A 12,380-nucleotide genomic window follows, 5' to 3' on the forward strand; every position below is an offset into this window, starting at 1 on the left:
CGAATCGTTTCCCCGCCCGGCCTTCACCTCAGGTGCGGAGCGTCAGGAGGTACGCGGTGATCGGGCCGTGGTCGTGCGTGCCGCCCCCGGCGGCCGGGCGCGCGGGGCCGCCCGGCGGGACGTCCGGGGCGGCCGGCTTCCCGGTGCAGGTGGGCCGGAGGTCGGCGGCGATGACCGGTAGCGCGGTTCTGCGCACGAAAAGCCCCTGGTGTGATGCGGGTTCCCTGATCGCGCCGGACTCTAGGTCACGGATGATCATCTTCACAAGAGGGCCGGAAGAGGAGTTGAAGCCTCCGCATGATTGCGGCGGTGAAGGTCGCATGGCTGTCCGCTCCAGCTCCCCGGGGACCTGTCCGGCAGGTGCCGCGGGAAGCCGGACCGGCCCGGACCGGACGCGAACGGGAGCGGCGTGGGCCGACTCCCACGTACCACCGATGCCTTCGGACCGTGACCGGCCCCTTTCCTTCTGTGAAGCGGGGAGGTCGCCGTCGGTGCGCCGTGATCTGGGTCACCGAGGTGCCGAATTCATCCGGCACTACGGCGAATCGGGCGGCCCGCCGATGGGTGGGGGCATCGCCACCGACACCGCGCTGGAACACCCCGGGCTGGTACGGGCCCTGGTGGTCAGTGGGGCGGGGACCGGCGAGCCCGACGTCCGGGACCCGTGGACCACCCGTGTGCCGGCCGGCTTCCAGCAGGCACTGGCCGCGGGCGACGCGGCGGGCGGGATCGAGCGGTTCCTCGACTTCGCCGCCGGCCCGCGCCGTACCCCCGCGTCGGACAGGTCCTACCGGCCGTCGATGGAGATGTCGCCCTGGAGGGACAGGGCGTCGCCGAAGCGGCCGAGGGAGAGATCCGTCGGTGTCACGGCGAGACGGACCGGGTCCACGTCGATGGTGACGGCCGGGAGGTCGCCCAGGGTGAACGCGATGCCCTGGAAGGCGTCGCCGACGAGCCCGCCGAGGGTGGACGAGAGGGCGTCGGCCACCCAGGAGGCGATGATGCTGACGAGGTCGTCGTGGGGATAGATCTCCAGGTCGAAGGAGCTGACCCGGTCCGTCGTGGCCGTGAGCGTGGTCCCGGACATCGACAGGGTGAGCGTGACGGTGGGATCGGGCTCCAGCCGCAGATCGTAGAACGCGTCGGTCGATCCGCCCCACAGCCACTTGATGCCCGCGCTTCCGCTGCCGGTGACGGAGGCCTGCACGCTCACCGTCGGGACCTCGGTGTCCAGGACCTCGCACCGCACCTCGTCGATGACGATCGTCGCCTGGTAGTAGCCGGTGCCGACCACGAAGTCCGCCGAGTCCCCGGCGGGGAAGGACTGCCCTTCGAGGTAGGCGGTGGCCGCCTCGGTGATCCGCTGGACCGTGTCCGTGCCGATCAGGGCGAAGAACGGGCCCGTCGGCCAGTCGTCCGGGAAGGGCGGCTGCGGAACGCCGTGCTCCACGAGGTTCATGGCGGCCACGGCCTGCTCCGGCTGGATGACGGGGACCGGCGCCGACAGATTCAGCAGCGGGATGTCCGGCGCGGGCACCTCGATGCCTGACAGGATCCCACGGGCCTGGTCGAGGACGGCGGGCAGTACGACATTGTCCAGAATCACCTTCTGGACCTCGGTCGAGTCACTGGCCACGGCCTTGACGGGGTTCAGGGTGAGCAGGCCCGACCGGGACGTACTGGCCTGGATGTCCACCGTCACGGTCACCTCTCCCTGCACCAGGTCCTCACCGTCACCGGTGTCGACGGTGACGTGGACCTGATGCAGGACGGCCTGGAAGGTCCTGCCGTCCAGCGACGCCCCCAGGGCGGCGGCGTGCTCCGCCACCTCGTCCTCGGTGAACCGCACGCTCCGGCCCGCCCCGGAGGGCCCGGCCGCGCCCTGGGTGAAGTGCGCCCGTAGCTCCTCGTCGGAGTACGCGGGCGACGTGAGGTCGAAGACGGGCGCGGTCCTGACGTCCCACGTCACCGTGGTGGGGGTGCCCCCGGCGTCGTACGGCAGGGAACCGGTGAAGTACTGCGGGTACAGCTGGCCGTAGACCTCCTCCGCCACCCTGTTCACGATGCTGACATCGGCTCCGACCGCAAGGTCGTACGTCATGTTCCCACTTCCTCTGTCCGAGGTGATGGTCATGGGGCCGTGCCCGGGCGCCGCCCGGTCCTTCGGCGGAGCGCACGGCCGGCGACACCGTTCCGCCGTCGGCGGCCTCACATCATCGACCGGTGCCGCCGATCCGGCAACGGCCCCGCGGATGCGGAGGCAGACATCCCGGAAAACGACATGTCCGATAACAAGCCTTTGTTTCCTGCCAAGGCGACCGAATTCGATGGTGAGGAACCAGTGGTGAACAGGGCGAAACGGAAGGATGTCACTCCTGGTCATGTCGTATTTCCACCCGTACGCTCCGGACCTTCGCGCCCCGGGTGCGCCGGAGTGCAAACTGGCGCGATCGAAACCGCCCGAGCGCCGTTTTGCGACAGCGCAGGGGAAGCTGTGGTGCGGCCGCCGGGGGTGCCTTTGGATGGCGGCGTGAGCGACTCAACGTACGATCTCGCGGTCGGAGTCGGTACCGACGCCATCAACTCCGGCCTCCTGACGGCCCACGACGGGCACCGCGACGCGTTCCGGGGCAGTGAGACCCCGGACCCCATCGAGGGGATCACCTACACCTTCGCCTGGGACTTCCTGGACGCCCCCGCCCTGACCCTGGCCCCGCCCGACCAGGAACTCTGGGACGAGATGATCAAGCCGGACGGCGTCACCACCCTCCCGGACTCCGGAGTGCTCCAGGTCGTCGCCCAGCAGCTCCAGGCGGACTGCACCATCGGCGGCACGGCCCTTCCCCGCGTCACGGGAAAGGTCACGGTGGCCCTGCAACTGACGGTGGACGGCGGCGGGATCACCGCCGTCCCCCTGGGCGTCTGGCTGGAGAACCTGCCGGCCGGCCCGACCAGCATCATCATCAAGAACGTCGTGGTCCCCGTCCTCCTCCAGCAGGGAACGAACCTGCTCACCGGGCTGAAGATCCCCGCCCAGAACCTCTTCGGGCAGACGGTCGCCCTGAACCTCGTCCTGGTGGACGTCGTCCCCACGCACCTGGTCCTCGCGTCGACGGTCACGGTCCAACAGGCCCGCGCGGCGCGTGCCGAGCCGGCCGAGCCGGCCGACTGGCCGACGGACAACGAGGTGTTCACGCTGATCAGCCCAGGCCTGCTGACCACACTCCTGACAGCCACCATCAAGCAGTTCGACGACAAGCAGCTGGCCAACGACAGCAAAACCATCCAGTTCGTCGCCTCGGCCAAGTGGGACGCCACCTTCCGGAAGGCCGTCGATGTGACCGTCGGCACCGACCCGACCACCGCGTCGGCCGGAGTCGACATCGACTGGCATGTCGAACTCGACCTGGTCCCCATGTCCCCGGACGGCAGCGGAGGCTGCGCCCTGACCAAGGCGGGCCACGAATCCTGACCCGACCGTCCACGGGTCACGCCGGCGCACCGACCAGTCAGGAGAGGCCCCAGCATGGCAGACGCCCCCATCGAATTCGACGTCTCCTACACCCCCGACCCGCCCGTGGTCACGGTGCAGGCCACCGCCATCACGGACACCGCGCTCACCGTGCAGGTGACGGACGTCAAGCTCGACCAGGTCACCTTCACCCCGAAGACGCCCCTCGCCGACGTGCTGTCGGGCCTCGTCAACGACCTCGCCAAAAAGGCCCCGGACCTCGTCAGGGAGAAGACCGAAGGGCTGACCCCCGACATCCCGCTCAACACGCCGATCGGCTGCTCCATCCCCGTCGGCGGCGCGACCGTCCAGATCCGGCTGGCAGCACCGCAGCTCGGCGACCACGACGGCATGCTCATGATCAGCGGGACGGCCGACGTCTCCTGACCCGCGCTCCCTGTCCACCGGTCCGACTCACCGCAGGAGACGTACGTGAGCACCCCGTACCCCGCAGCCGACGCCCTGTATCTCGCGGACACCCCCGGCTACCCCCTCGCCCGCACCGTGGAGATGCCCGGCACCGTCGGATACCCCACCGGCTCCCTCAGCATCCGCTTCGGCGCGCTCCGCATCCGGGCCGAGGGGCCGCCGCAGGCCGTCCCCGGGCAGGAGGGCACCTATCGCGTCCCGGCACTCGTCCTCACCGGCCGGTACGCGCTCGACGCCCGCCCCGACGACATCCGCGACCTCGACACCGCCGGCAACCTGCGTCCCCTCTCCGACGAGGCCCAGCAGCCCACCCTCCCCGCCATCAGCCGCCCCTCCGTCACGCCCGTCCCGCCGGACGACGCGACCCTCCAGAAGTGGCGCGACCGCGCCGACACCCACCGCGACCAGCTGATGCGGACCGAGAACGGACAGCAGCTGCTCATCACCTACGGCAAGAACAACGAGACCTTCTACGACATCTTCGACACCTCCAGCACCCTGAGGAAGAACTGGCGCAGGAACGGCGTCACCCGGCGCATGTCCGAGCAGACCTACGCCACCACCGATCTCCAGGCACCGGCCGACAGCACGGACCCCGTCAACGACTGGACCGACCCCGACCAGGGGACCACCTACAACGCGCACGCGTTCATCCAGTACGTCAATGTCACCAGCGCCCTGTCCTTCGAGTCGGACCAAGCCGCCCCCGAGGACCAGGACAGGTACGGCGAAGCCCTGGACGCCGCCCAGCAGTTCGCCACGGCCGTCAAGGACACCGGCAACGACGGCGAGCGGATCAGCCACATGACCCATCAGCAGGTCTACACCGCTGTCGAAGAACACTCCGGCGAGGTCCGCGCCGTCACACGCGAGGAACGGCAGCGCTACATCGGACTGGTCAACGGCACCTACACCACGGCCCCCGAGGACGAACCCGACGAGTGGTTCCCGCTCTCCACCGAACACCGGGAGCGCTACCGGCAGTTCGGCAAGGAGGCCTACGAGGACAGGGCGCGGGAACAGGCGGCGGCGACCGACACCCTCCACTGGGGCGACTGCCACGCCCGCCTGGACGACGCCCGGATCACCGTCGGCCCCGACCGGGGCGACGCCACCGTCACCCTGCCCGCCCTCGCCCTCCACATCGACGACGCCGACTGGCAGGGCCCGGCCGGCGACATCGCCAGGGAACGGCTGCGGACGATGCGGTTCGTCCAGGAACTGCTCCGCGACGCGATCGCCGAAACCCTGCGGCACGCGGCCCTCACCGGCATCGCCGGCTTCGGCCTCCCCGGGGACGGACGGTCCTGACCCGTGCTCATCCTCGACACGAGCGCCCCCGCCGAGGACGCCACCGCCAGGATCTGGGCCGGGCCGCTGGCCGGCGACCGGCCGCCCTTCGCCTCCGTACTCGACGAAGCGCTCGCCCCCCAGCAGGACTATCTGAGCGACACCGAACGCGCCCTCTACCAGCAGGGAAAACGCATCCGCCCGGCCGTCCTGCTGCTCGCCGCGCGCATGGTCCTCGGCTCCGCGCCCCTGCCGGGGAAGGTGCTGCAAGGAGCGGTCTCCCTGGAGATGCTGCATGTGGCGACCCTGATCCACGACGACGTCATCGACGGCTCGGCACTGCGCCGCGGGCTGCCGTCCGTCAACGCCGCACGCGGCATGGAGACCGCCGTCCTCGTCGGCGACCTCCAGTTCGTCCAGGCCATCCGGGGCTTCGTCAGGACCGTCGACCGGGACCGCGACATGGCCCTGATCGAGCTGGTCCTCGACACCGCGTTCCAGATCGGCTGCGGCGAACTGGACGAACTGCGCACCGACCTGAACCAGGAACCGGCCCGGCTGATCGAGCACTACTGGCGCACCGCCGACCGCAAGACCGCCGTCCTCTTCGGCCTGGCCGCCGAAGCCGGCGTCACCCTCGCCGGCGGGCGCACCGGCGACGCCCGCCGCGCGGGCTTCGCCGGCCGCCGCCTCGGCCGGGCGCTCCAGGTCATGGACGACCTCTTCGACCTGGCCCAGGACGAAGCCGACTCCGGCAAGCCGCGCGGCATGGACCTCCTGCGCCGCCGTGCCTCACTGCCCCTCGTCTACGCGATGGAGGAGCTGGGGCCCGACCACCGGGTGACCCGGGTGATGCGCGGGGAGCCCCTGGCCGCCGGGGAGCTGGAACGGTGCGTCGCCCAGGTCCGCGCGACCACCGGCTTCGCCCGCGCCTACGCCGACGCGCGCACCCAGGCCCTGGAAGCCATCGAGCTGCTGCGGCCCTTCCCCGCGAGCGCCTACCGGTACGCCCTGGAGGATCTGGCGCTGCACGTCGTCGACCGAAGGCCCTGACCCGTCCCGCCGGCCCTCTTCACCCGTACCCCCGAGAAGGAGCACCGCCATGACCGAGGCCCTGGTCGACTTCGTCTACGCCACCCTGCGCAAGCGGCTCAACGACCCGGACAGCCGCTACTGGCTGCCGAAAGTCCTGGAAGGGGTCCGCACCCCCGACGGGCGCGGCCTGTCACCGCTGACGGTGGACACCTGGGAGCTGGGCGAGCTGCCGGGCGACGCGGGCACGACGATCGCCGACTCCATCGCCGTCGGCTGGTGGAACTTCGTCGGCAGCGCCTACGACCGCGCCACCAGGGACGGGGCGGGCGGAATACCGGACAGCCTGGACGACTTCGACAGCCAGCGCGACCCCGGCGACCAGTACCCCGCGCTGACCCTGTCCTCCGTCACCGTCACCGGCCTGCCGAACGCGTCCGTGGGCGAACTGAGCGGCATCACCGCGACGGACAACGGCTACCGGGGCACCGTACGGGTCACGACCGGCGCCTACGACGGCCACGGCTACCAGCCGAAGATCACCGTCGAGGGTTCCTACCGGCTCGTCCAGCATGTCGTGGTCATCGACGACCCGGACTCGGCCGGCGCCGCGGAAGTCCTCGACGCCTCGCTGAAGCAGCCGACCACGGTCCGTGCCGACGGCCTGGAGCCGTACGGGGTGGAATGGCCGTCCCAGACGATCGCGGGCAGCGGGGAGTTCCTGTTCACCATCGAGGAGCTGGTGTTCGACGTTCTGCTGGGCATCGGGACCACCGGCTCCGGGTCCGGCCGCACGGCGACGGTGACGGTCGAGTCCGTCACCGTGGTCTCCACCCCGGTGTACACCCTCGATCAGGACCGGCTCACGATCGACGGCGACACGATCACCGACGGCAACCGCAAGGCGTGGATCGGGGCGGCCGTCCTGGCCTTCAACAGCCCCGACGCCGCCGAGGCCCTCACCACCAGGCTCGCCGCCACCCTCGACGCGGACGACTTCCGCACCCAGTTCTCCGGCTCCGTCACCGAACAGCTGGCGCAGGCCCTGGACGACGTCTTCGGCACGGGCGCGCTCCCGGCGGACAGCGGCCGGCCGCCGGCGGGCGACGGCCCCCTGGAGGTCTACCTCCTCGACCGGGTGCGGGCCTCGGTCAACGACACGGACTCCGGTTTCTACCCGCCGACCGTCGTCCGGTCGTCCAGCGATCCGCGGCTGGACCCCCTGTCGATCGACACGATCGACCTCGGCGACCAGCAGGTCATGGGCGTCCCGGTGAACTTCACCCTCAACGACGTCACGATCAGCGGCATCGCCGACGTGCTCGTCCCGGCCGAGGACGCCGCCCTCGTCGCGGAAGGCGTCGACGCGACCCTGAGGTTCGGCCGGATCTCCCGGACACCGATCACCATCGCCGCCTCGGTCGTGGCGACCTTCGTCAAGTCCGGCGACCACCTCGACGGCACCATGACCACCACCGCGCAACAGCCCTCCGTGGCCCTCGGACTGTCCTTCTCGGGGCCCGACGCCGACTCCCTCACCATCGGCCTGCGCTCGGTCGCCGCCGGCATCGACCGGGACCAGGTCGACATCGGCGTCCATGTCGAGGGCCTGCCCGACGACGCCGTGCACACCATCCTCAACACCAAGGACATCAAGGACGGCTTCATCCAGGGCGTCCAGGACGGCATCGACGGACGCAGGAACGACATCGCCAAGGCCCTGACGGACAACGCCCGCAAGGTGATCGCCCAGAAGCTGGCGGACTGACCGCCGCGCGGGGTGGGACCGGGCGCCGAGCGGCCCGCCCCCGCTCCCGTACGCCCCTTTTCCCGTACGCCGGCTCGCCCCCGCCCGGAAGGCCACCCGCATGCGGTTCACCGAACTCCAAGCACTGCTCGACCGGCACACCACCGGCGACACCCTCACCCTCGCGGCGGCCGACCTCGGCAGCGGCCCGGCCGCCGCCCTGATCGGCACCTGGCTCGACGCCGGCACCCTCACGGTCACAGCGCTCCACCGCGAGGACCACCCGGAGACGAACACCGTCGTCGTGGGCGGCGAACTCGATGCCCTGGGCCTCACCCGCGCCCGGATCACCGGCATCGAGTTCGGACTCGACCCCGTCGACGGGGACCCGACCCTCTTCCTCCCCCTGGCGACGCCCGCGGACTGGACGTTCGCGGTCTCCTTCCCCGACACCGGGGGCAGCGACCTGGCCGGCCTCGCCTTCGGCGACCCCCGGCCCGAACTGCTGCTCACCTCCGTGCCCCGCCCCGCCCGCGACGGCCGCCCCGCCCTCGGCCAGGGCCTCACCTTCCACGCGCCCTCTGTCCTGGACCCGCAGCCGCTCGGCACCCTCGTCGCCCTGGTACGCGGCCCGCGGGCCGCCCTCTCGCTGACCGGTCCCGTGCTGCGCCGTCCCGTCGGCGCCGGGGTCGTGACGGAGATCGCGCTCAGCTCCGTACCCGAGCCGTCGCAGGAGTTCGGCGGTGACTTCTCCCTGCGGGCGGGGTCGCATGGCGAGGGCGCCCCCCTGGCGTACGGGCTGCGCCTGGCCGCGGACCTCGTCCTGGGGGAGGGCGTCGGAGCGGCCCTCTCGGTGGCTCTGCCCGCGGACGGGAACGAGGTCGTGCTCGCCGTGGACGCGCTGCCGGCCGGGGATGTGGGCACGCCCGTCCTCGCAGGGTGGTACGGCACGGGCGTGGCCGTGCGGCAGCTGACCGACCAGGGGTTCACCCTCGGTGACACCGTCGTGCTCACCGATGTCGGCGTCACCCTGGACCGGACGAAGATCGGTGACGGCCTGTCCGCGGCCCTGGCCGCGATCACCGTCGGGGCCTCGGCGAAGCCCGGGATCTCCTGGCCCATCGCCGGGGACGACCTCGCCGTGACGGGCGTCGGCGCCCGGCTGACCGTCACCGCACCGCTCCGGCAGGCCCGCTCCGCCACCGTCACCGGATACGGCGACTTCACCGTGGCGGGCGCCGTCGCCCTGCACGCGTCGGCGGCGATCCCGCCCGGCAGCTTCGACCTGACCCTGGACGAGGGGACACCCGCGCGGCTCGCGGACGTGCTCCGGCACGTCCTCCCGGGCGCCGACCTCAGCGGCGTACCGGACCTGACGCTGAAGAAGTTCCACGGCACGGCCGTACCCACCCGCGGCGAGTACGGGCTGTCGGCCACCGTGGTCACCGAGTGGCACATCGACATCGGAGCCACCCGCCTCCAACTCGACCAGGTGACCCTGGAGGTGGAACGCAAGAAGGAGGAGACGGCCGCCCCCGGGGACGGCGGGACGACGGTGCGGCCCGCGGTCCTCGCCGATGCCGCCGCGAAGACCACCGGCACCCTCGCCGGGCAGGCGAGCCTCGGCCCGGCCGGCGGCGACGGCAGCATCGTCTTCGACGCCGCCTGGCACCTTCCCGGCACCTTCGAACTCGGCGGCACCTTCCCCGAGACCGACCTGACCGCCCTCCTCGAAGCGCTCGCCTGCCGTATCGACGTGCCCCTGCCCGACGGCCTGCCCCGGGTCGAGCTGCGTGACTCGACGGTGAGACTCCGCCTCGGCGGGGCCCAGGCGAGCGAGCCCGACGAGGGCACGGGCCACGAGCTGACGGTCGGCAGCACCGTCGACTTCTCCGGATCCACCGCGCTGACCCTGGCCGGGAAGGCCGCGAAGGGCGCATCCGGCACCCAGTTCGCCGCCGCCATCTGGCAGGACGGCTGGACATGGGCGCCGAACCAGGTCCCGGGCTGGTCCGAGGTCCTGGGCCTTCTCGGGGACATCACCTTCGCCAAGTCCGGCCTGGCCGTCTGCTCCGCCGACGGTGTCACCCTCGACGCGGGCTCCGCCCCGGACACGCTCCCGGCCACCCTGGACAAGGGCCTCACCTTCTTCACCGAGATCGGCTTCACCGGACCGCTGGAGCCCCTGAAGGCCCTCTTCGAGGGCGTCGCCACCGGGGTCCAGCTGGAGGCCGTCCTCACCTCACCGGTGCGGAACTCGGTGTTCAGGGCGTCCGTGGCCGAGCAGAGGCTGCGGGCGGGCTTCGGCGGGCTGGCGGTGGAGATCCAGCCGGCCCAGCTCAGGATCGCCCTCACGACCTCGTGGAACTTCACCGTGCCCGCGATGGGTTCGGCACCACAGACCCTGCTGCGGTTCGCGGCCGGGGGATCGGTGTCCGAGGAGGGCTTCTCCCTCTTCCTCACCCTCCAGCCCGCCGACGCCGCCCTCGGCACGGCCGCCGGGCAGCCCGCCCCGGGCCACCTGGCCTTCGCGCTGGAGGGACGGGGCCGTACGGTCCTCCCCGCCACCCTGGTGACCGGCGTCGGCGGGCGGCTCGTGCACGACGCGGCCCGCCGCCTCGTCGAGGCCGACACCCCGCCACCCGGGCCCGCCTGGAAGAACGCCTTCGGTATCGAGGGCTTCGACATCGAGGCGTTCTGGGCCCAGATCGGCGGCGGCACGAGCGGTCTCACCCTGGGCTTCGGCGGGTCCATCACCATCGGCCCGGCCGATCTGGAGCTGGATGTCGTCGGCGGACTGGAGCCGGAACCCTTTGTCACGGTGTTCCGGTTCTCCCTCACCACCGCCGACCAGGACAAGGGCGTCTCCCTGTGGGACATCCTGGCGATCGTCGTCTCCCCGCCGGACGCGCTCGCCTTCCTGAAGAAGATCGTGCTGCACGAGCTGAGCCTCTGCGCCGTGACCGTCCCCGGCGGCTGGACGAGCCCGCTGGACGAGCACTGGGACCAGGGCTACTACGGCAAGGGGAACATCGACTTCTTCGGCAACAACTGGCGCTTCGAGGTCGGCATCGGCAACGACGGCCTCTACGCCAGCAGTGCGATAGCGCAGCCCCTCACCATCGGGGAGTGGTTCACCCTCTCGGACAAGGACGGCACCAAGGGCCCCCAGTACCTCCTGGACACCCGGGGCATCAAGGAACACCACCTCCCGGAGAAGATCCTTTACCTCTCCGGGAAGGTCGCCCTCCTCGGGATCTCCGTCGCCGTCGAGGCCCTGCTGGGCGCCGACGGCTTCGCGTTCACCCTCGAAGCCGATGTCCTGGGCATCCTGCGATCGGAGGTCACCTGCACCCTCGACACCGGCAGCGGCCTGCACGCGGCCGCCGGCGTCGGCCTGGACTTCGGCGTCGAGCTGCCCCGGGGCGCCCTCCTCGGGGGCATCCCCATCGCCGGCGGCACCCTGGTCGGCATCGAGGCGAACGGCGGCTTCGACCTGAAGGTCGACTCCAGTGGTGCGAATCTGCACCTGACGGCCGGCTGCGACGCCTACCTCGCGGGCGTCCATCTGGTCGGGTTCGACCTGGACCTGACGTTCGGCATCGAGAAGTGGGACGACATCGTCGGCTACCTGGAGGACAACCCGGAGAAGCTCTTCGAGAGCCTCGGCGAGGGCATCTGGGACGCGATGAAGCAGTGCGCCACGACCAAGGCGGCGGAACTCACCTAGGTTCGCCCCCCGTCGGCAGGATCCTGGACAGGCCGAACTCGAACCGCTCGCCGAACGACTCCGGGCCGAGATGGGCGAGGGCGCGGTGGAGGGCGGGGTGGGCCTGTCCGCAGACCGCGTTCTCCAGGATGCCGTCCAGCGGCTGCCGGGCCGCGGCCTGTTCCTCCTGGGTGAGCCCGAGGGCGAAGTAGACGATCGTCCATGTGGTCCAGGCGGCCTCGCGCTCCTCCAGGCCGCCGTCCAGCAGGGCTTGGACCAGGGTGTCGGCGAAGCGCAGGGTCTGCGCTTCGGCGGCGAAGGTGCCGACGACGAGCGCGGCGCCGTCGCGGTGGGCGAGCAGGGCGCGGCGGTAGCGGCGGGCCAGTTCGCGGACGCGTGCGTCCCAGGGGTCCGGAAGGCCGTCGAGCGGGGCTTCGCCGATGACGGCGTCCGCCATCAGGTCCAGCATCCGGGCCTTGGTCTTCACATGCCACAGCACGGTGTTCATCCGAACGCCGAGCCGGTCGGCGACCGCCCGGGTGGACAGGGCGTCCAGGCCCTTCTCGTCCAGCAGTTCCAGCGCGGCACGGATCACCGTCGCGGGGTCGAGCCGTGGGCCGCGATCCCCGCTCCCTTGCGTATTGGTCATTGACCTAGTTTAC

9 protein-coding genes are annotated in these 12,380 nt (G+C 71.3%); 6 read left to right on the forward strand and 3 right to left on the reverse strand.

Annotation, left to right across the window (positions count from 1 at the left end):
* Positions 1 to 28: 28 nt before the first annotated feature.
* Entirely contained in the window at positions 29 to 196 is a 168-nt protein-coding gene (locus SYYSPA8_RS03170) for a hypothetical protein (RefSeq protein ID WP_323445336.1), read from the reverse strand.
* Between the two features lie 591 nt (positions 197 to 787).
* Entirely contained in the window at positions 788 to 2,101 is a 1,314-nt protein-coding gene (locus SYYSPA8_RS03180) for a hypothetical protein (protein ID WP_323445337.1), read from the reverse strand.
* Positions 2,102 to 2,530: 429 nt separating this feature from the next.
* On the opposite strand from SYYSPA8_RS03180, the gene SYYSPA8_RS03185 reads away from it, so the two are divergent.
* The 6 genes from SYYSPA8_RS03185 to SYYSPA8_RS03210 all read left to right on the forward strand — a co-directional run bounded on the left by SYYSPA8_RS03185 (position 2,531) and on the right by SYYSPA8_RS03210 (position 11,739).
* Positions 2,531 to 3,472, forward strand: coding sequence for a hypothetical protein (locus tag SYYSPA8_RS03185; RefSeq protein ID WP_323445338.1), 942 nt, complete (start codon positions 2,531 to 2,533; stop codon positions 3,470 to 3,472).
* A gap of 54 nt (positions 3,473 to 3,526) precedes the next feature.
* Positions 3,527 to 3,898: a hypothetical protein gene (locus SYYSPA8_RS03190; protein WP_323445339.1), complete on the forward strand. Its 372-nt coding sequence runs from the start codon at positions 3,527 to 3,529 to the stop codon at positions 3,896 to 3,898.
* Positions 3,899 to 3,943: 45 nt separating this feature from the next.
* On the forward strand, positions 3,944 to 5,251 hold the full coding sequence (locus SYYSPA8_RS03195) for a hypothetical protein (protein WP_323445340.1): 1,308 nt from the start codon (positions 3,944 to 3,946) through the stop codon (positions 5,249 to 5,251).
* A 3-nt stretch (positions 5,252 to 5,254) separates the two neighbouring features.
* On the forward strand, positions 5,255 to 6,283 hold the full coding sequence (locus SYYSPA8_RS03200) for a polyprenyl synthetase family protein (RefSeq protein ID WP_323445341.1): 1,029 nt from the start codon (positions 5,255 to 5,257) through the stop codon (positions 6,281 to 6,283).
* 49 nt (positions 6,284 to 6,332) lie between these two features.
* On the forward strand, positions 6,333 to 8,030 hold the full coding sequence (locus tag SYYSPA8_RS03205; protein WP_323445342.1) for a hypothetical protein: 1,698 nt from the start codon (positions 6,333 to 6,335) through the stop codon (positions 8,028 to 8,030).
* 100 nt (positions 8,031 to 8,130) lie between these two features.
* The gene (locus SYYSPA8_RS03210) at positions 8,131 to 11,739 is read left to right on the forward strand and encodes a hypothetical protein (protein WP_323445343.1); all 3,609 of its coding nucleotides are present in this window, start codon (positions 8,131 to 8,133) and stop codon (positions 11,737 to 11,739) included.
* Here SYYSPA8_RS03210 and SYYSPA8_RS03215 read toward each other — a convergent pair.
* Positions 11,732 to 12,367: a TetR/AcrR family transcriptional regulator C-terminal domain-containing protein gene (locus SYYSPA8_RS03215; RefSeq protein ID WP_323445344.1), complete on the reverse strand. Its 636-nt coding sequence runs from the start codon at positions 12,365 to 12,367 to the stop codon at positions 11,732 to 11,734. The two genes, SYYSPA8_RS03210 and SYYSPA8_RS03215, sit on opposite strands and share 8 nt — an antisense overlap.
* Positions 12,368 to 12,380: the final 13 nt, after the last annotated feature.

It is taken from the genome of Streptomyces yaizuensis, from assembly GCF_034961445.1.
In the GTDB taxonomy this organism is placed as follows: Bacteria; Actinomycetota; Actinomycetes; order Streptomycetales; family Streptomycetaceae; genus Streptomyces; species Streptomyces yaizuensis.